General features: G+C 37.5%; 14 protein-coding genes and 1 pseudogene. All 15 read right to left on the bottom strand.

The features are described 5' to 3' along the window. Positions 1-86: 86 nt before the first annotated feature. The 15 genes and pseudogenes from H8S40_RS01810 to H8S40_RS01745 all read right to left on the bottom strand — a co-directional run bounded on the left by H8S40_RS01810 (position 87) and on the right by H8S40_RS01745 (position 21,978). Positions 87-1,547 carry an Rrf2 family transcriptional regulator gene (locus tag H8S40_RS01810; protein ID WP_118724658.1) on the bottom strand — a complete coding sequence of 487 codons (1,461 nt, stop codon included), beginning with the start codon at positions 1,545-1,547 and terminating at the stop codon, positions 87-89. Between the two features lie 131 nt (positions 1,548-1,678). After that, a complete protein-coding gene (locus H8S40_RS01805; protein WP_366482663.1) occupies positions 1,679-2,032 on the bottom strand; it encodes a DUF7601 domain-containing protein in 354 nt (117 codons plus the stop codon). Beyond that, positions 2,029-2,154: a hypothetical protein gene (locus H8S40_RS16275; protein ID WP_004842243.1), complete on the bottom strand. Its 126-nt coding sequence runs from the start codon at positions 2,152-2,154 to the stop codon at positions 2,029-2,031. The genes H8S40_RS01805 and H8S40_RS16275 overlap by 4 nt, the downstream gene beginning before the upstream one ends. Before the next feature lie 197 nt (positions 2,155-2,351). Further along, positions 2,352-3,041, bottom strand: a complete 690-nt coding sequence (locus H8S40_RS16390) for a helix-turn-helix domain-containing protein (protein WP_366482155.1) — start codon at positions 3,039-3,041, stop codon at positions 2,352-2,354. A 656-nt stretch (positions 3,042-3,697) separates the two neighbouring features. Beyond that, positions 3,698-9,808 (bottom strand): SpaA isopeptide-forming pilin-related protein, encoded by a 6,111-nt coding sequence (locus tag H8S40_RS01790; protein ID WP_366482153.1) that lies wholly within the window; start codon positions 9,806-9,808, stop codon positions 3,698-3,700. A 33-nt stretch (positions 9,809-9,841) separates the two neighbouring features. After that, entirely contained in the window at positions 9,842-11,290 is a 1,449-nt protein-coding gene (locus H8S40_RS01785; protein ID WP_186864397.1) for an Rrf2 family transcriptional regulator, read from the bottom strand. Positions 11,291-11,400: 110 nt separating this feature from the next. Continuing rightward, a complete protein-coding gene (locus H8S40_RS16010; RefSeq protein WP_243238146.1) occupies positions 11,401-14,811 on the bottom strand; it encodes a DUF7601 domain-containing protein in 3,411 nt (1,136 codons plus the stop codon). Position 14,812: 1 nt separating this feature from the next. Continuing rightward, positions 14,813-15,460 carry a Spy0128 family protein gene (locus H8S40_RS01775; RefSeq protein ID WP_186864396.1) on the bottom strand — a complete coding sequence of 216 codons (648 nt, stop codon included), beginning with the start codon at positions 15,458-15,460 and terminating at the stop codon, positions 14,813-14,815. Continuing rightward, positions 15,447-16,349, bottom strand: a complete 903-nt coding sequence (gene srtB, locus H8S40_RS01770) for a class B sortase (protein WP_207723243.1) — start codon at positions 16,347-16,349, stop codon at positions 15,447-15,449. Before srtB ends, H8S40_RS01775 begins: the two co-directional genes overlap by 14 nt. A gap of 92 nt (positions 16,350-16,441) precedes the next feature. Next, the gene (locus tag H8S40_RS01765) at positions 16,442-17,581 is read right to left on the bottom strand and encodes a DUF7601 domain-containing protein (RefSeq protein WP_186864395.1); all 1,140 of its coding nucleotides are present in this window, start codon (positions 17,579-17,581) and stop codon (positions 16,442-16,444) included. A 58-nt stretch (positions 17,582-17,639) separates the two neighbouring features. Further along, positions 17,640-18,191 carry a signal peptidase I gene (lepB, locus tag H8S40_RS01760; protein ID WP_186864394.1) on the bottom strand — a complete coding sequence of 184 codons (552 nt, stop codon included), beginning with the start codon at positions 18,189-18,191 and terminating at the stop codon, positions 17,640-17,642. 196 nt (positions 18,192-18,387) lie between these two features. Further along, entirely contained in the window at positions 18,388-20,040 is a 1,653-nt protein-coding gene (locus H8S40_RS01755; RefSeq protein WP_186864393.1) for a PucR family transcriptional regulator, read from the bottom strand. 269 nt (positions 20,041-20,309) lie between these two features. After that, a pseudogene (locus tag H8S40_RS16005) lies at positions 20,310-20,498 on the bottom strand (cupin domain-containing protein); the annotation flags it as partial. Between the two features lie 35 nt (positions 20,499-20,533). Further along, positions 20,534-21,385 carry a nucleotidyl transferase AbiEii/AbiGii toxin family protein gene (locus H8S40_RS01750; RefSeq protein ID WP_366482149.1) on the bottom strand — a complete coding sequence of 284 codons (852 nt, stop codon included), beginning with the start codon at positions 21,383-21,385 and terminating at the stop codon, positions 20,534-20,536. After that, the gene (locus tag H8S40_RS01745) at positions 21,382-21,978 is read right to left on the bottom strand and encodes a type IV toxin-antitoxin system AbiEi family antitoxin domain-containing protein (protein ID WP_117990966.1); all 597 of its coding nucleotides are present in this window, start codon (positions 21,976-21,978) and stop codon (positions 21,382-21,384) included. Before H8S40_RS01745 ends, H8S40_RS01750 begins: the two co-directional genes overlap by 4 nt. Positions 21,979-22,106: the final 128 nt, after the last annotated feature.

Here is a 22,106-nt window from a genome sequence, read left to right as displayed (position 1 = left end):
ATTTTTTAGCATAAAATAACTAATTTTATTATAATATCCGTTAAAATTTCTGTTAATTTTCATCAAATACCTACTGGACTTTTTCCTTACTCTTCTCTGTTTGATTCTACTTTCTGCACCCACTCTTTTTGCATAGCCGCAGCAAGAAAACATTGAAGCAGTTTCATGGAAAACGCTCCACATTCAGCATTTACAATCATCCTTACCGCCTCATCATGTTTCAGTTTCCGTTTATATGGTCGCTCACTGACCAAAGCATCATAGGCATCCACCAAACCGACCACCTGAGCACAAAGAGGAATCTGATCTCCCTTTAAACCATCCGGATATCCAGATCCATCAAATCTCTCATGGTGATGTCTGCAGATTTCATAGCTGTACTTATTCAATTTCTTTGTTGTCACATCATTCGGAAATCTCAATGTCATTTCTGCACCGGTAATTGGATGCTGCTTCACGACTTCCATCTCGTCTATTGTTAATTTTCCGTTTTTATTCAATATTTCTATCGGTACCCGGATTTTACCAATATCATGGATTGGTGCCAGGTGTGATACATTTTCAATCTCTTCTTCGGTAATTCCATATTCCGGATAATTTTTCTGCAGTTGGCGATAAACCTGCTCCGTATAAAAACTAATATCATCCTGATGTTCCGTTTCCACCAGATTATTATGATTCAATACCGCAACAAGCAAAGAAACCATATCCCAATACTGTTTCGTGATATTCTTTTCTTTCTTCCGCAATTCCTGTTCCATATTAACAATCGTATCTGGAATGACCTTCGCATTATGTAATGTGAGAATGGCAATATTCTCCGTCTCATCTACATATCTTTTTGCTTCCATCCAAATATAAGAATCTGCTTCATTATCACATATTCTGCGGTAGGACATATCATCTTCCATACAGCCGTCTACTAAGTGTTCCGTAAGCTTTTCGCTTGTCAAAAATCGTCTTAACTTCTGGCGATCCTGTTCATATACATATTGTTCTGTGTACTTCCTTATAAACTCATCATAGGTAGCTGAATCACTTACTTTATCATAGACTTCATGTACGTGGGAATAAATACATTCATATGTTTGATCCTTTAAATTCAATTTTATAACTACATAAAAACGTCCAAAATATTCATCTTTGCCCGGCTGAATAATATCTGATATTTTCACATTTTCCAGCCTGTTATTATAAGTGTTCTGCAGATCCATTAACACCTTATGTACCTTGCAGCAATCTGAATAATTTCTGGAACAGTATCCGTCCTTCTCCAGACATCTGCTAATTGCCATTGTTGACTCTGTACAGTTAATAACGTCCATAAGAGAAATTTCTTCCGGTCGTTTTTCCAGCATATAGCCTCCATTCGATCCCTCTGCCGCTTTAACAATTTCTTTTTCTTTTAATTGCTTTGTTATTTTAGGAATGTAACTTGCCGGAATATTTAATTCACGAGATAGTTCTGCTGTAGTTATTACCTTATTTTCTGATGCTAGATAACATACGATTCTAATGGCATAATCCGTTGTATTTGTAAGCTGCATAATGTCACCCTCTCTATCCGTCCCCAATAATGATTTTTATCCTGAACATTTTTCTTGTTTCTTTCATTGTAAAAAGGAAGAATCATACTTTCAGGTTCTTCACTTCACAAGCACAATTCTTCCTTTTTGCCTTAATGATATTTTCTTTTTACTTTTCTGAAAAATACCATGCTTCCCATGCCGATCAGTAAAACCACGATCAGCATCATAATCCAGCTATTATTCTGAATATTTCTTCCGGTTACGGGCGGTGCCACGGTTGATGTATTTGTAAATTGGATATCTTCCGTTCCTGTTGCTGCCATTGTAAATGATGCTGCTTCTCCAACGGTTTTCGATCCACCATTTATCGAGTATGACACCTCGAAGTTTGTTCCCGGTGCTGTCTCCGTAACGGTATATGTCCATCCTGTCGGTAAGCAACTGATATCTACAGATTCATCTTTTTTCAATGTAAAGGCTGCCTGATTATTTGTGAAAGTCAGTTTTTCTGCTGTTCCATTTCCTTTTTCAATAACAGCTGAAAGATATCTTCTCCCAGTGTCGTTTCCTGTCTGGGAAGTTGTTTCTCATTATTCTGTTCTTTCTCAACCTGTTTCTTTTTCATGATTCATTCCTGCTTCATATCAACTTAGATAATCAAGGTATTCTTTTATGGACTGGTTAAAGTATAGCACTTGTTTTTTGCAAAAATAATACAGAGAATAGGAAGATATTTTCACGTTTTGCTACAAAAAATTTGTAGTTATCGGTTTTTCGCATAAAAAAAGAAACCATACCGTAGAGATATAGTTTCTCTTTGAATTACAGTGTTTCTGCCATTTTGAATAATACAATTCCATTTCTGACAGCCAGCATCTCAGCAGAATTCTTGAAATCAATGCCAGAAATATCTCTTATTTTTTTCAATCGCCCTGAAAGAGTACGATAATTTACATAGAGTTTTTCAGCTGCTTTATTCGCACTCTTATCACAGTCCAGATACGCCTGCAGCGTTTCAATCAGTTCTCCATCATGTTCTTTATCATGTGTACTTTCTCCACCAACTGGAAGAGATGTACCCCCAAAATGTCCGACATCTGCCTGTAACACAGCTTCACTTGTTCCATGATCAAGTGCTGTCAGGATTGCTTGCTGTGCACATCTATTCGGTCTGAATCCGTAGCTATGGTCATGGAACTGTTCCTCATAGATTGGTGTTAAGACCTGTGCAATGGCTTGTTGTATGAATCTGTCTGTTACTGTTGGTACTCCCAGGTTTCTGACACCACCGTCTGGCTTTGGTATCTCCACTCTTCGTACTGGTTGAGGTTTATATTTTCTTGTCCTCAACTGTTCCTTGATAATTTCGCCGTCCTTTACAAGATGTTCTTTAAGTTCTGTGTACTTCATTCCGTCCACTCCCTCGGCACCTTTATTTCGTACGACTTGCAGATATGCTCTGTTGAGATTATCGCTGGATAGTATCTGCTTCATTAGACTACTTGTGTCCATGCGTTCTTTCCTTTCCGTCTCGCTTGATTTGACCACCTTTTTCCCGATTGATTACGGCAGATGTTGTCATTTCTGCAATACGAGACATACTCAAACTTATTGATTGTTCGCCCCTTCGCTCCATCTCCATTACAGAGACTTCTTCGCTACTATGGGCTCGGCTGACTTCTCACAGTTCGTTGTTACTAGGCTAATGAAACCTCTGTGAGACCTCCACGCTTAAGGTGCACGCTCTTTCCTCTCATATATCTGCCACATTTACTCGGTTCCTACAAACGGCAACTTTACGGCTTTGTCTTATTTAGCAGACTTACCAAGCGGAACCTAGCCTCATATGTGATTTCTGTCCGTCGGACCAAGAGTTTGCTTACAGCTTCCTTCAGATTCTACCTTACGATAGACACCCTTGCTGTTCAGCTATACACTTCCTTGTCGCCTAGGCGTGTTCGGGACTTTCACCCGTTAGAGCGCGCCCATGGCGCGCAAACTAAAATATCGCCAGCCATAGCATGGCTGACGATACAAAAATTTATTATTTTTTATTGTCCTCTTGACGGGGAGCATACCATTATTATAGTGGTTTATTTTTTTATTCGAATGCAACAAACATGTAAAATGTCTGATGTATTTTTGCAAGTTTTGTTCCATAGCAGTGTTTATCTTATTTTCCGTCTTCTTCTGAAAAACAGAATCATGATAATACTTATGGCAAATAGTAACCATACATGCCTGCTTGTTCTCAGACGAACCCCTGTTTCCGGTATTAATTGTGTGTTTTCGTTTGTGATTTTTAACTCAATCACGTCTCCTCGTGCAGCCTCAATCCGCTGTTTCATGACAGCTGTATTTCCATTCGATGTTGCCTGCACTGGATTTGAATACTTATCATTCTCTTCTTTTTTAGAAATCGAAACAGCGTATTTTGATGTATCAACAGTTTCTGTTATTATGATATCCGAAGATATATCTACATTTTTTAATGTAACTTTATCTCCATGTTTCAAAGAAGTTCTAATTGTCTTGCTACGCAGCTTTTGACCATCTTCCCAATAGAGAATTTCCATATCAAATGGCTTCTTGCGGTTTCCAAGTGGACCAGTGACTTCCTTTGTAATCTCAACCGTCACCCCGCCTTTTTGCGGATGATTGACGATATGTCTGTCCGAAACAGCTCTCCAGGTATTTGTCATCGGTGATTTCTCATATAGGAATAAAATATCGGATTCTACATCGACCATATATAAATTAAAATTATCCTGATACTGTGTTTTGGTTTTATCTGCTTTGTCCTTTTTGTTTGGAGTAACAGATTCTACCATCCAGTATCGTCCGTTCTCAAAGTCCTCCGGTAATTGAAGCATTCCATTTTCATCTGTTTCTAAGGAACGATACGTCGTACACGTTTTTCCATCCTTTTTCAGAACGATATCGTCCTTGCTCTGTGTATTGTCATAATCTACTGTATATCCTGTATCATCTGCATATTCTTTCGTAACATCATCATACGGTACTTTATAGAACAGAAAACCTGCACCAGCAAGTCGGTTTCTTAGAAGATCATCCGTCTTTAAGAAACTTCGTTCAGCAAGATTGAAATGCAGATTCTGCACTTCCAGTTCCATCTTGGAAACATCCTTGAACTCATTCTCATCCTTCGGGAATAATTGTTGCCCATTTGAATCGAAATACTGAATCTCTGGATAAATAACTTCATAATATAGGAAACCATCCCCGTATTCCGAAGAATAATGTGTCTTTCCTATCTCGATTTCTTCCACCTTATATTCCACCGGAATTCTGTCCTGGAATAGTGGAACATTGTCGACTGTGTGTTCCCATCCGTTCTCTTCATTCAGCAAGAATTCCTGTCCTGTAGAAATTCCATTCTGATACAATCTGATTTTCACCTGTTTTTCCGTCAGTGCATCATTTGGATTTTCCCATGTCTTTTTGATATGCAGAGTGCCTGTTTTAGCAAAGTTTCGGATATTAAGGCTGGTATCTCCTCGCTGAAGCAGAACAGATTTTCCGTCTATCTTACCATCAACTGGTGCCTTAACAGCCTCCTGATTTTCGTTAGCCTCCCTATCCACCAGTTTTGCATCAGTGATTTTGAATGCTCCATTGGCAATCTCAACTGTGATCTGTATATCTCCTGTGTCTACATATCCCGTCGGTAAGTTTGTCTCTCGCAACAAATACGTCTCAGTTGCTGTTCTGTTCTGTTTGTTTTCATCTTGTAACGGAATGTGAAGTTGTGCGATTCCGTATTTATCAGTTGTTACCGTTTCCTCCTCAACACCGTTCTTACTGACAGCAAAATTGATTTTCTCCATTCCCCGTCCGGTAGACTCATCAAATTTGTTCAGTGTGAGTATTCCCTCTTTCTGATAACGGTTCTCCAATTCAATAGTAAGAGTCTCACCACCGCGTCCAATTCCACGTCCTGTGAATTGAATTCCACTTTCTGGATATGCTTCCCATGAATTTACATTATCTCCTTGTTCATGAGAATTGTGAACATTGTACCAACCTGAAAATTTCACATTCGAATCTTTTGGCTTATAGTTGTACTCTTTTAATGTGTATTTCCAGAATGAGTCCGCCTTAACGATCCACGTACAGCTTGTATGTGTATCATCTGTCCATGTACCTACAACTTCTATTGGAGCATCCTCCGCTTGCGGAGCTTCTGCATCCGGTTTCTGGCTATCTTCTGAAGGAAGCACAAGTTTCATATGCTCATGAAATGCAGGTGGCTGAGGTTTTCCATCTAAAAGCTTTTCATCCATATCTACCTGGATATAATAATCTTTCTTGACTTTCTCTATTGCTTCCGGCATTCCGACAAAATCTTTCTTTACTGTCAGGTAACCATTTTTTGCTACAATACGTCCGTCAATATGCCACCCATCGGACATTTCACTTTTGAAAGAATACCAATAAATGGTGAAGAATTCGGTATCTAATTTCGATGGCGGAATCTCCCTGTCTCCGATACGAATCATACGTCCGCTTTCACGAATTGTCTGGAATACCTCTTCATCGGAAGGAATTCTATCTATCTTGTAGATATAGTCTCCATTTCCAATATATCCCTCATCTGGTTTAGTTCCCTGCAAAAGTTCTTGCACTCTCTTATTTCCATCCGCATACTGTTCCCACGTAGATGGATTCTTATTTCCAAGAACTGGAACATCATGCAATATACTTGCCTTCACATTACAGTTTGCCACGGCAACCGCACTTGTATAATCGTCTACATTCGTGGTTGGTAATGCTACCGAACCATCTTCCGGCATCGCTGACTTACAGATATAAAACTGTACCTGTTTTCGATTTTGGTTACTCACCTTACGCCACGCTGCATAGAGGGTGATTGGCTGTCTTGCATTATTATTTATAAGATCAGAAATAGAATCCCCTGCACCGCATTCCTGCCACTTTCCGTCTTTGTTTCTGTAATCCCAATGATCGAATTCATACTGTTCCAACTCTTTGCTGTCATTATCTTCATGATCATAAACCAGAGGATATGGTGACTTAACGTTATGTTTTCCAGCTTCTATTTCATTCTCATAATCATCTGTATGTCTTGTCTTATTCTCAACCTGAGGGGTCAACTTAGCTTCCTTAGGAAGTTTCTTCATATAACGAGTTGTATTATAGATAACCCTGACTGCCCCAGACTCCAGCGGTTTGTCTGCGATCACCTCATAAGATGAGTTAACATTCGGAATTTCAAATTTTACCTTATCATCTCCGGACGGTTCCGGAAGAACCTCATTTTCGTCCCTGTCATTAGATGTACAACTCCAGACAATCTCCTTGCCATAATACTCACCTTCTAAACTTGCCCTCTTTGGTACTTCCACAGTATATGCTTCCCCATGGCCTACATACTGTCTCTTAATCGCCTCTCTTTTGGTCAGGTTCAGTGGATCCAACACTTCAATCAGATGAAAACTTCCCTCTACACTGAAATGTCTTCCTGCCAGCCCAACCTGAGAAGAAAGTCCTGTCAAACGATCAAAATAATTTTCGATTCTGTCTGGATTCAGTGGGTTTGGCTGTGAGAAATAATAGACAGATACATCTTTCCCGTTTTTCAGGACAGGAATATACCATGTACCATCGTTGTCCTTATAAGGGTGCTGTACAAACACACGGCTGTCTGTCGCATAACCAAACAGAATCTTCTCTTTCTGATCTGCGCCGGGCTCCAGCTTGCTCGGAGTGAAACCAAACTCACTGTAAATTTTAGAAATCGTATCATCTGGTTTAGCTCGCAAATAATAACGACTGGCTCGGCCACTGTTTGCTTTGATTATGTAATGCTGCTCAGCATTGAGGTTCTTTATCAGCTTATAATGTCCATCGATAAATACATAAAAACTGATATTTGCTTCTTTTGTTGCTGCCGGTTTTTCTGTATTATCAGGAACAATCACATATGGACGTACTGCATCATCTGGCTTAATAGTAAAGCTCATGGTATGCTCTGCTTCATTTTTACTCCATGTAACTGCTGAAAGAGTACCATCTTCCTCTCTGCATTCCCAGTTTATATCCTGCGTTTGTTCTTCTACACGCGGCTTTGTACTAACTGTTCTTGTAAGTGTTGACTTTCTTGCAACAAAATCAATTGCCGGAAGATCACGCAAAGCTGTTTGGCTGTAAACCTGTCCATCGTCATCCTGTACTGTCACACTGTAAAAACCGTTATATCTATCATCGTCGTGTTCGAGTAAGGTCTTTGCACTCATGGTGCTTATATTCTGTCCGTCTGGCAGGTAATACACATCCATCGGCTCTCCGGACTTTCCTATATAAATACATTCATGACCTTCTATCGTGTATTTCCCTGCATTATGGATTGTATCGTAATCTCTCTTGGAATAATAAAAACGCTCTTTTGCTCCATTTTGAATAGAACCATCGTAATGAAATTTTTCAAAATGCTTTTTTAACTCATCATTAGAAATATAATAATAAACTGTTCCCGGCTTTGTTGTAGTATCTTTTATAACAGGAATTTCTTCGTTTAGAACATTATATCTCTCATTATTTACAAAAGTATAGAATTTAATGTTCAAGGTTGCTGGTGCAAAAGTGCTGCATGCAACCGTATATGGTTGCTCTATCTTCCCAATAGAAAAGGTTAGTTTATCGCCCTGTTTCACCGGAAAAATTGTTTCATTTTCATCCTCACTGGCACAAAGCCAGTCGCTTTCCTTCGTATCTCCTGGATCAACGGAAATTGTGACCGCAGAATCTTTCTTATAGTAACTCACCGTTCGATTTCCATCCGGATTGATCACTGTAACCGAATAGAAACTGTTCTTATTCTGCTTAATCTGGTCTGAATAATTATCCGGAATTTTTTCGCCATCAGATGCTCCTTTTGGCATATAATAAACGTCTGTTGGTACAGTTGTTTCCTGCTTGTCCAGGTTATAAGATACATATTGCTGTCCTTTATAAGTTACCACTGTCGCCTGTGCTAATGTCTTCTCACCACGGACTGTATATGGAAAATAATTTCCGGACTGTGTTTCCTCTGCATTCAAGCCGAACTCTCTATAAATCTCAGCAAGATCACTGACAGATAAATAGCATCTGCCCTGACGGTTCCATTTATACACCTTTTTCAGAGAATCAGCCGGCAGCTTTCGAACCTCATTGTCTGCATATATATAAAACTGAATGTCAAAGGCTGTCTGATCCGCTCTCTGGATCACATAAGACTGTGTGATCTTTCCGATTGTGAACCTCGTCTGGTTCCCTGATTCCCGTATACCATCTATCACCTTATCATCTGTTCCCATACAGGTCCATTCGATCTGGTCTGTCTGGTCCGACAATTGGGGATTAAAATCAGCCACAGCTTCTTCCACTACAGTTCCTGTTAATGCATAACGAATCCGATCCTGCCCTTCTCCCTTTACCTCTACGGAATAAAACGAGTTGTCCTTTTTTACAGAATCTTTTAAATTTAATGCAACGCCTTTTCCATTTGGAAGGTAGTAAACATCTATCGCTTCCCCTTGTTTATTCTGTCCATAATTGTAAGAAACATATGTCTTTCCGGATTCTGTGTCTGTATAAACTTTTCCGTATTCTATCCCGCTTTTTCCCCGGTATGCAGATACAAACTTATTATTTGCATCCGGATTCTGATTCTCACCATTTTTTACAAATCCAAATTTTTCATATATCAGGAGCAGGTCCTCCATGGAAACACCATAATAGATAGTTCTTCCGTCTTTCCATGTTGCAATGCCAGTAATGTCATTATGCTGAAGCTTTACCTTGTTTCCGTCGATAATGACATAGAAATCAATATCAAAGCCTTCGGAAATCTCCTGAAGCCTTGGTGATTCCTCTTGTGCAATCTGCTCCTCGAAGGCTTTTTCTTCTTCTGAAAGCTCTCCCTGGGATGGAGTAATTTCTTCCTCCGGAATCTCTTCTAATGGCGGGGTGATTTTCTCTCCAGGAGTCTCTTCTAATGGCGGGGTGATTTTCTCTCCAGGAGTCTCTTCTGATGGCGAAGTATTTTCTTCTTTCGACGTCTCTTCCGACAATGATGTACTTTCCTCCGGAATAAAATCTTCTGTGCGCATTTCACCCTCTTGAGTACTATTTATATTTGGAATATTCTCTTCTTCCACTGAAACTGCCAAAACTGTCGTTCCTGCGCTATTCATGCACAAAACCAATAAAAGTGTCCAGGCTATCCATCTTAGCCATCTCTTTTTCCTCTTCACACAAATTCCTCCTAAAAACATATTTTCCTTTTCTCAGCTATCTGCCTTTTTTATCCATTCCTTCTGCATTGCCGCTGCTATAAAGCACTGCAATAGTTTTTTTGAAAATACACCACATTCACCGTTGGCAATCATTCTTATGGCTTCTTCATGCTTTAATTTTCTTTTATAGGGGCGTACACTGACCAATGCATCATAAGCATCCACAAGGCCTACTACTTGAGCACAAAGTGGTATTTCATCACCTTTTAGTCCATCCGGGTAACCAGATCCATCATATCTTTCATGGTGATATCTGCATATTTCATAGCTATACTTATTAAGTTTTTCTGTCGTAGTTCCTTGTGGAAACCGCAATGTCATCTCTGCCCCTGTAAGAGGATGCTGCTTTACAATTTCCATCTCATCAGCTGTTAATTTACCGTTTTTGTTCAATATCTCTATCGGCACACGGATTTTTCCAATGTCATGAATTGGAGCCAGATGAGAGACATTTTCTATTTCTTCCTCTGTAATCCCATACTCCGGATAGTTTTTCTGTAGTTGAAGATACACTTGTTTTGTATAAAAACAGATATCATCCTGATGTTCTGTTTCTATAAGATTATTGTGATTCAACACTGCAGCCAGAAGCGAAACCATTTTCCAATACTGTTTTGTCTCATCCTGTGCTTTTTGTCTTAATTCCCGTTCCATATTTACAATTGTGTTAGGAATAACTTTTGCATTATGGAATGTAATAACAGCAGTTTTCTCATTTTCATCCACAAATCTTTTTACTTCCATCCAAACATAAGTCTCTGAGTTTTTCTCGCTTCTTCTTTGATAAACAATATCTTCTTCTGAACAGCCCTTTTTCAAATGCTCTGTCAACGAATCGCTTTTCAAAAATTCCTGCAGTTTTTCACAATCTTTTTCACATACATATTTTTCACAATATACTTTCAGAAAATCATCATATGTTCCTGCATTTTTTACATCATCATAAATCCCCCTGTTATGAGAATAGATACATTCATAACTGTTTTCCGCTAAATTAACTTTCAGAATGATATAAAATCGCCCAAAATATTCATCTTTCCCAGGTCTGATAATATCAGAGATTTTCACATTTTCTAACCGGTTATTGTAAGTGTTCTGTAAGTCCAATAAGACTTGATGTACTTTACAGCAATCCGTATAGTTTCTGGAGCAAAATCCATCCTTTTCAAGACAGCGACTGATTGCCATTGTTGATTCCATACATGATATGACATCAAATAAAGAAATCTTTTCTGGATTTTTGGCAAGGGCATATCCTCCACTGATACCTTCAGAAGCTGAAATAATCTTCTCTTTTTTTAACTGCTTTGTGATTTTGGGAATATAGCTCTCCGGAATCTTTAATTCAGAAGCTAATTTTGCCGTTGTAACCCTGTGCTTTTTTATTGCCAAATAACAGACAATCCTGATTGCATAATCCGTTGTATTGGTAAGCTGCATAGGTGCTCACCTCTCTCTCTTTTCTTTGTTCCGTACATAAACTCATTGATTGAAACAGGAAGAATCATACTTTTCACTCACACATTTCAAGCATAATTCTTCCTATTTGTCTAATAACGCTTTTTCATTTTTCTAAGAAATGTCATGCCACCTGCACTTATAACCAATATAACAATCAGCAATAAAATCCATTCGCTATCATAAAAGGTTCTTCCTGTTTCCGGAGGTGCCACTGTAGATGCATTTGTAAACATAATCTCATCATTTCCTGTTGTGGAAGTTCTGAATTCTGCTTCTCTTCCATCAGTTGCATCACGGTCATTTAATTTATAGCTTGTTTTGTAATTTTTTCCAGGATCAGTTTCCGTAACTGTATATGTCCATCCTGTTGGCAGACAACTAATGTCTACGGATTCACCTTTTGCCAGGTTAAACGTAGCCTGATTCTTTGTAAAGGTGAGATTCTCTACTTCATCATTTCCTTTTCTTATGAAAATCTGCCCATCCGTTATAGTAGCGGTACTTGCATCAGTTCCTGATGGTGGAACGGCTTTTATTGTAAACTCATACGATCTATTCGGTTCCATATTGTATCCGGTTACGGTTTTGCTTACCGTTAAAACAGTTGGTTTATAATACAGTTTAAGTGTAATTGTATCAGAAGACGAATCATTTTTTACATCTTTTTCTAATTCATTTCGAGAATCTTCTGTATCAAAAACATAACCTGGAAATGTTCCGTTTGTTTCTGGTTTTGCGAACGCTTTAACACTCTCGTCTCCTGTTGCAAAGGAAATGGTTCCTGAAGTTGTCTTCTCAAGTTTTTCCGTTCCACCCGGTACCTTGAGATAATGCTCAACCTTTATTTCTTTTTGGGCTGTTTTTTTCCACTGTGCAACGAATTGATATCCCACCCCATCAGTCCATACAGACACTGGAAGGTCACGGTTTGCGGCAAATTCATAATTTTCCTCAGAAATTTTAAAGACTTCATTATGCTGATATAACTTATCACTATATTGTGGAGCTCCAAACCACGGAGTCAGACGTAGCTTCCAGCCAAGGAATTCATATCCCTCACAGGTTGGTTCTGGCCATTCCTCCCCTATTCGAAAGGTGCTTCCCATCCCCCTTTTTCCCTCATAGGTGTTTGGATTTTCTCCATAAGACTGCATTGGTTTGTTCTTTACAGTATCAAGTTCCTCATTATACGGAATATTTTTCACAACTGCATCTGCCGGAAGCACACCTTCGCCGGCACCAGAATTGTAATGTACATAGACGCTTTCTTTCGTAGACATGAAATAGCCTGCATACAATTCCCAATCGGTATCATGTGTTGTCTTCTCTCCTGCATATGCCAAAAATTTTTCATACCCTGCACTACTTGCTGCATTTTTAGCTGCTTCCCAAATTTCATCATAAACTTTAAATTCTCCTTTTTTTCCAAGAGAAGTAGCATTCATATTATTTAGATCATCTACAACAGCTCTAGATTTTCCGCCATCAGTATGAACTCCACCTGACGGCTGTGCACTGTCTACACCCACTCCTGCAAATCGATATCCTGGTTTTGGCTTTGCAAAAAAGATTCTCACTTGTCTTTTCTTTAAAGTTACTACTCCGTCTCCCACAGGATCCATATTTACCGTATCATTATCTTTCATTGGAACCAGCTTTTTCTGATCAGGATCCCACATGACAACATCGATACCTTCACCACTTCGACGGTTGTCTGTTTTTAAACGTACGGTTAAAACCTGCTTCCCTGTTCGATACGGAGCTAAATTAAAATTAAAATCTCTCCCTCCTCCGTCTGTACATTGCACATTGAAACTGTATTCAAAGCTACAATCTGTTTCGTCATCTTTATTTTTAGTATATTCATTAGTTATTTGGGCATTTACAATAAGTTTACCTGCATGTCCTTTTACACCTTGATTCGCTCCCACACCATCCGGAACTTCTTTGTTACTATCTGCAGCTGCTACCGTTTCTCCATTTAATACCATATGAACCAATCTATATCCTCTTTTTATATGGAATTTTGGAAGATCAATAGATCCATCATACTTCACTTTATCTTCCGTATATGTCCATACAAGTTTATGTTGTTCTGGTAAATAGTCCCATCCATTCTCTTTACTATGCTCAATATTGATATATTCAAATCCATTATTGTCTTCGGTGTTAATCGTTACACGATATACACCCTTTTTATCATATGCAACCGTTACTGTATCGTCTTTCTGAAAATTTGCTTCATAATTGGCTTCATATTCATCTCCAGATACTCGTTTAATACTTGTAGATACATCTGCTGCTGTAACGCTTCCAATTTTATATCTGACTTTATTAGCTGTTCCTGGTTTCACGGTGAACTTCCACGTTTCTCCAGCATTTACACGTATCGTTTCAGCAGTATTTACCTTTACCGTTCCTGCTTTTGTCGTAATCGTACCAGCTACTCCACCTTCCGGGATTTCTTCATTGACTCTAATATTGTAATATTCCTGATAAGTCATTGTAAGTTTCTGACCATCATCCAATTTGATGGCAATCACGCCATCCGTGCTGTAATATACAGTGTCATTATATTTTCCGATGTATACACAGTTTTTTCCATCTACTTTTGCACTCTTAAACTCGAAATGTCTGCCTTCTATAGATAAATCTTTATGATCCGCAATTGCTCCAAATTGAATGACAGAAGGTGCTCCTGCAATTGGGTTTCCATTGACATCTACATATTCTACCCGATCTGTAGATGTTGCATTTTCATCACCATTTGCGACACTAATCTGTAATGCTTCATCCAAGCTCTGTACAGATATGCTCTCTGGGACGTTCAGTTCTTCTGGCTGCTCAGTTCCTCCTTCATTATCAATAATCTGTTCCGTCGATTCTTCCGATTTATTCGTATCTTCTGTAGCTACTTGTTCGATTTCTTCATTAACAGAATTTTTACTCTCGGAGTAAGTCATTACAAGCAACTGTTCATCTGTTAGCTTCTTTGCAATATTGCCATCTGTACTATAATAAATATAATTTTCATACTGTCCGATAAATACACAGTCTTCATCACTTACTTTGGCATTCTTAAATTCATAATTTTTATCAGCTATGGTTATTTCTGTATGATCAGAAATTTTTCCAAGCTCAATGGTTGTCGGTGCTCCCTCAATTATTTTTCCTTTTTCATCTACATACTTTACTCGATCTGTTGATGGCACTTCACCATTCGCAACTCTATTTTGAATTTCAGCATTTAGCTGATCCACCTTAATACTGTCCGGGATTTGTTTCTCCATTTCCTGTTTTGTTTCTTCATTTTCAGAAGTAAACTGATCTGTAGATGGCTCTGATTCTATTTCGGTATCTCCGGTTTCACTTTCTGATTCAAAAGCAGTTGTATCTTCAGCTGATGCATTTACCGTATTCAGAGATAAAAAGCACATAGAAAAAATCAAAATCCAGGAACATGCAATTTTAAAGTATTTATTCCACTTATTGTGCCTCATTTTATGCATCTTCTTTCTTCTTTCTCTGGTTTTCTCTGATCATAGCAATCAGGCAAACCAATGAACCCAGTAATAATGTAAAATATCCCATGATAGGACTATCATCTCCAGTCTTTACACTATTGCTCTTACTGATTTTTGATATCAATGATGGTCCAGATTTATCTTTTCCCTGCCAAGTATAACTATTTTTAAAAGAAATTTCTGAAACTTTCTCTCCATCTTGGTTTTCAACCACCGTTATTACTTTCAACTGATTATCTGCATTATAAAATGCTTCCACTGTAATATCATAGTTTCTCTCATCATAGCTATAATTTTCTTTCTTCTCTGTTATCTGACAGATTTTGTAATGATACTGACCTGCATTTCTGATATTCATGGTAATTTCCGTAGCTATATTGCCTTTCATGTTCCATACATATCGCCGATTGCTGCTGCCATCAGGCATTGGTGCATCTGACTGATCTGTTAGCAAAGCATACATAAATTCATCCGAAGCATCCGTATTTTTGCTGTCAAATACCTGTTCCACTGGTATTTTCACTGTAGTATCAGTATCAGCTGCAAAGGCTGGTATCTGTATGCTCAGGAAAAGAAGCATGGTCAGGAACACAATGCTGACTTTTTTTAACTCAATCCTTTTCATGTTTTTTCCTTCCCTTCTTTCCTATTTGTCTATTCAGCAGTAGTAAGACTATAATAATCACAATCATCCAAATGATAACCGGAACATTCGTAATCATATCTTTTAATTGATCAATTCCCGTGCCAAGATTCTTTGCTTTTTCTTTTTCCGGATAAACCTGGTCTGTCAGCCTTCCCACTAATACATTTCTTCCATTTGTCATATCAGATGTACATGTGGTCAACAAAACCAGATGATCATCTTCAGTAATGTTCAACTCTCGTTTATATAAAGCATTGTCTATTATTTCCAGCAGATACGCTTGCTTTGCCTCTGATGTGTCTGGGCACACATTGAAAATCGTTTCATTATAGGCATCTACCTGCATCAATGCATAGAATTCGATTCCATGATCTTTTCCGTCAAAGAAAAGATTTCCATACGGATGCTCATCAAAATATGTCTCATCCGTAAAATTACCAATATCACCGAACATCTTTTCCTTTTCCATGTGGTGACCATAAATAATATTGTTAAAATCTGAAAAGTCTGGCTTATTACCACAATGTAAAAAGATAGCTCCACTTAAAGAATATTTTCCTTCTGCATCTGTATTCATATAAGTATCATCATTATCTGTCTGTAACAGCGGATAATTGATATTAGTATCGTTCACCCGGATCCAGCCAATCACATCCGGATTAATTTTCTGTAATTCTTCAAATGATTTTGTATGTTTTTCTGTTGGAATATAGGCTTCATAGTTTTTCGCATCTGCCGCCTGATAAACCTGGTTTGAATCCCATAACATATAGCATGACAGGAACATTGTCATAAGAACCAGCAACAATGCTATCAGATTTACCATATGATCGATTCCCTTCACTATGAACTTTGCTATTTTTTTCATATGAAATATTCCTGCTTTTCTTCTTGATTTAGAAAAAGGGAATGCGGCGGAGCAACGCCGCACACATCCCCTTTCCCGGTTCATTTATAAAATTATTTCTGTAATCTTCTGCGTTTGAAAGCAACGAATGCCATCAGTGCTGCACCGCAAAGAGCGATCATCAGAACATATGGAAGAGTGTTCATGATGATACCAGTTGTCGGTACGTAATCATATGTGTTGGTTACATCAACTTTATTCTGGTTCTGTCCAAGTGTATTTTTAACAGTAAAAGCCATATTGTACTTAGAAGCCTCTACTTTAGTCTGTGATTGTCCGTTAAATACGCTTACTGCACTTCCTTTATAGTTTGGTGTTGCAGACTCAGTTACATTGATCTTTGTTCCTACCGGCACACCTGTAAATTTCATATTTTTGTTTGCTTTCAGTGTAAATGTACAAGTTCCGTTTTCGTTGATATCAATAACATGTCCATCAGCATCTTTTACACCACCAAGTGTATTTTTATCTGTTCCTTTTGGGAAATTAAATGTTGCTGTGAAATCGAAGTCTTTATCTGCATCTACTGTTCCACCATTTGCATTGATTGTCTTAGTTACATTTAAAGAACCATCTTTGTCATAAGTCGGATCTGGATTTGTCGGATCAGTACCGGTACCGGCTTCCTGTACATAGGTGTTAGTAAATTTAAATCCATTCTTATCCGTATTACTGATGTCTACTTTACCTGTTGTACCTGTTGGTGTTTCTCCCTTATCGTCTTTTTTCTTATTAACGATAATATTAGAAATTTCCGTACCAGTTGCACCATCTGTAACATATACATCCATTGTATACTCAGCCAGTGACATGATCATTTTTTTATGCTCACCAGATACTTCCGGATCTGCTGTCTGTGTCTCTGTTACAGTATACTCATACTTTCCTGCTTCTGGATATGTCGGAAATTTAATCTGACCTCTTTCAGAATTCGTTCCCGTTTGATCAGCTGTAAACGAAATTTTGGGCATTGTAACGTTAGCTGTTGTACCTATTAAACCATCACCTGTTTTCTGTGTTGCTGTAAAGCTAAATGTTTCAGCCTTTCCAACCTCGGTATTGTAGGTCTTAGTAATCCATGCCTCCGTTGTCTTGCCCGCATCTGCCGCAAATGTTGGCATTGCCATTCCCATTGTCATGGCACCGGCTGCAACAACTGCGAGCACTTTTTTGAACATTTTATTCATGCCCATAGTGATTCCTCCCTTGTAAAATTTAGATTGATTTATATTTGATTAACGGAGGAGGGGATTAGATTCCTCTGGTCCGAATAACCGCTATAACTTTTCCTTTGACATCTTTTACATTGATACAGCCATAGATTCTGCTATCTGACGCCTCCGGTCTGTTATCACCCAGTACAAATATCTGACCTTCTCCAACGGTGATTGGGAAGTCAACTCCATTTTGAAACTGTGTAGTATCAAAGTATATATCCTGTGAAATCTGCGTAGCACCGTTAATCATCAAACCGTCTTTTGTAATATCCACGGTATCACCTGCTACTGCTACAACCCTGCCTGTGGTTGTTCTGCCATCTTTCTTAAATACTGCAATATCACCGGACACAAAACGCTTGTCCAGTCGATAATACATGACCAGATCACCATCTTTTATTGCTGGTTTCATAGATACGTCATTGTTTCTCGCCATCCCGTACATAAATGTAAAAACAAGGATGACCGCCAAAATGATAAGAACAATCTTCAATAACAGCTGAAAGATATCTTCTCCCAGTGTCGTTTCCTGTCTGGGAAGCTGTTTCTCATTATTCTGTTCTTTCTCAACCTGTTTCTTTTTCATGTTTCATTCCTGCTTCATATCAACTTAGATAATCAAGGTATTCTTTTATGTACTGGTTAAAGTATAGCACTTGTTTTTTGCAAAAATAATACAGAGAATAGGAAGATATTTTCACGTTTTGCTACAAAAAGTTTGTAGTTATCGGTTTTTCGCAAAAAAAAGAAACCATACCGTAGAGATATAGTTTCTCTTTAAATTACAGTGTTTCTGCCATTTTGAATAAAACGATTCCATTTCTAACAGCCAGCATCTCAGCAGAATTCTTGAAATCAATGCCAGAAATATCTCTTATTTTTTTCAATCGCCCTGAAAGAGTACGATAATTTACATAGAGTTTTTCAGCTGCTTTATTCGCACTCTTATCACAGTCCAGATACGCCTGCAGCGTTTCAATCAGTTCTCCATCATGTTCTTTATCATACCAATATAATTTCACAAGTGACTCTGGCACATATTCCATCAGTTCATCACGATTTTTGATTTTTTCAAAAATCCGGAAAAAACCGAGCTTAGAAAAATCGGCTACCGATATATTCTTATCACCATAGAGATATCTGAGCATATCCATATAGTCTATGATTTTCTTTGAATCATTAAAAGATTTTTTCAAATCTCCATATCCATTAACAATACCTCCAATGCCAATCTGAAAATCCGTTGTCTTATTTCTGTGAAAAATCTGCTTCTGTACTGTCTGATATAATTTTTCCATTTCTTCCCGGAACCCTGCTTGTGTTTCCCCAGGCTTAATTTCATGAATACACACAATCTGATTCAAATTCCGGTAAATATGTTCATCTGGAAGTAATCTCTGAATCTCGCCTTCTATCACTCCGATTTCTTCTAATTCTTCTTTTGTATAATAATCTTCGCTATTGCTTGAAATCGTATGAAAACTTACCACACAATATTGATCTGTATCTTCCAATTTTAGCATTCTTGCAGCTTTACTCAATTCATCGCCCGTTAATAAACCATTAAGCAAGCTATATTCAATATCTCGTTGATATTTTTTTTCTATCTCATTTCGAGCATATGTTTCCATAAAACTATACTGTAAAGTAAAAACAGCATTTTCCAATGCCATATAGTCCAGTATTGTTAATGGCATATTCACTTCCGTGACTACCAAATAAACTTCTACCCGACCTAACACATGTATTTTTGTAATATATTGCGTATGCTCTTTTCTCTGTTTTTTGTATTCAAATCTGGTAACAATATCCGGTTTATATTTCTCAACATTTTTCTCAAATACAAAATCAGACAGATCCTGCGTTGTGGACGCACAGCAAGTTAAGTTACTATAATATAACGCTACCGGATTGCCAATCATAGAAGACAATAGAAATAAAATATTTTTAGTTGGATCTTCAAAATTCTCTCCATCCAATAACATGTTAGAAATATTGTCGTGTGTCAATTTGAAATAAATCAACCGTGCGATATTTTCATCATAGATCTGCAGAATAACATATTTTATAATACCCCAATAATACTCATCTTCCGAAATTTCTATCACTGGAATATTACGTTCCGAACAAAACTTTAATAAAATATCATAATAATTGACTTTCTGTACCATGTCCGGATGCTGCTTTATAATAAATCCACTGACCTGTTTCTTCTCCAGTTCATTCAAATGTTTCCGAAACTCTCTGTCCGTTTCTCCGAAATACACTTTCATATTTGTAAGAAGAAGCTCTCCTCCAGTCAGATATCTTTCCATATCTTCTATTTCGATAATTCGTATACCTTTAATTTCCTGATTCAGATTTTCTTTACATGTCACTAATCTCATATCAGGAAATTGTTTCGATTCTAATAATTGTTTTACCGTATAAGCCATTCAGCACCTCGTCAAATTCGTCTTTTGTTGTCTACTTTGGTTGTACCAGCATCTGATGTTGTGTTTTCAAAAGTGGCATAAGTATACAGTGTAATTATACCCCCCCCCCCCCCGAAATTTTCTGTCAATTTCTTCATGCGTATAAAATGCATATTTTATATAGATTCAAATAAAAAAGACAGCTCGCATCGGGAGCTGTGCATTTTTGTAAATAAATACTTTTAATTAGCCGATTACGGGTCCTCTGCTGTAAAATGTTCCAGAGAATTTTATTTTACCTGAATGCAGATATAAGTAATTCCGAAAATATCGGATGCAAAAAACTGACGCTTTGCAACAGGTGCGATTTTTAGCCAGTCTCCAGTTGAAAGGCTGATTTCTTCTCCATCAATTATGGCTTTGCCGTTACCTGAAAGAATTCCATAGATTTCTTCATTTTCTTTATGAGAATGGGGAAATCGTCACCACATGGCGAACATATATTTTTTTCTTCTTATAAGCTTTTCCTGATATTTAATTCTCTGCCTATAGTCTCAACAGTATTTAAGACATCATCAAACGAATATTCCCTTGCATAACTGGTTTCTTCTGCGTATCTTTCCCATAGCTTATATAATGCTGGTTCTTCCGATATGTCTTTTAAGATTTCTTCCCAATCATAAATTTCTTCTAATGATTCTCTTTTCTTAGCTGTATGTAAAACTGCCTCCCTCAATATATCTATACGAACCTCATCATGGTGCTGCCGATATAACATATGTAAATCATAATAATCTCGTGCACGTGTGGTTCCAATATTTCTTCTGATAATTGTTTCATATTTTTCTGCAAGAATTGTCTCAAGTGAATATGCCATTATCTCAACACTTTCCTCGTCAAAAGATAACGGATATTCATATCTTACCGCTCCTGGCGTAATGCTGTCACCCGTTGTAATATCTATTTTCATCGGTGCATTAATCTTACCATAATGAGCTTTTATATGTGCTCTGAAATTATTGTAAGCATCGTCATCTCTAATCGGCTCTATTGATTCATATGTAAATTCAATTCCATCATTTACAGGAACCAATAAGATGCTTTTTATTACTTCTACAATTTCATCTTCTTCCATAGTAATTCCACGAACTGTTGTATCCATATCCATCGTAGTTCGTTCACTTATTCCCATCATTGAAGATATTAGCAATCCGCCTTTAAGTATAAAATTTTTTGAATAAGGTGATTTTGCTAATCTCTCTAATATTCTTTCAAACAGATACATCTGTAGTACTTCTTGAGAACGCAGATTCTTTTTTTCTGCAATACTTCTTATTTTCCCTTTTAGCTGTTCTGGTGTTTTCACATTAATACCTCCATATATACCCTTACTTTATCTTCAACATTAAATATTTTCGAATATTTCAATAGTTTTCTCTGATTGCTCTTTCCTTTAAAATACTCTTTAATTGCCTGACTGTATAACTGCATTTCTATCTTATCCTTATTACGAACAAGATCACATATGCATCGTTCTTTATCATATAGAAAAACATTTCCTCCTTGTGGAGATATTGTCTGCGTTATACCAATCTCATAAAAATCTGATTTTACATAATGAAATCTTAAATCCTCGTTTACTTTTTTTAAATGTGATGTATGTGTGCCCTGTGGTACAGTTATGTCAAATATGTGTGGTGTCCGATCTGACATTCCCCACAAATATAGTGCTGTTCCATAAGAAAAAATTGCTTTATTACAATGTTTTTGCAATACTACATATTCATCCAAAATCTCATTTGTTACACTATAAATTCCTCTGCTAACCTGTTCCAGTAGTCCTGATTCCTTGTATCTTTTAATCATCGGTCTGCTAATACCAAGTTCCTCTATCTGAGAAGTCCTGACATATCCCCCGCTATTTCGAGCTATACACTTAATTTCTTCTATATAATCCAAATGTCTCACCTCTTCTTTTACGAATATGCTTTAATTTTACTATTTTAAAGCACGTTTGTAAACAATTCATTCTTATTATATTTCATTATTAATAATGCCTCTTAATCAGTGTAATTATGCAAAAGCTT

Origin of the sequence: Ruminococcus hominis (genome assembly GCF_014287355.1) — a bacterium.
In the GTDB taxonomy this organism is placed as follows: domain Bacteria; phylum Bacillota; class Clostridia; order Lachnospirales; family Lachnospiraceae; genus Schaedlerella; species Schaedlerella hominis.
Note: the sequence above shows the minus strand (reverse complement) of the source record. Positions and strands in the feature narration are given on the sequence as shown.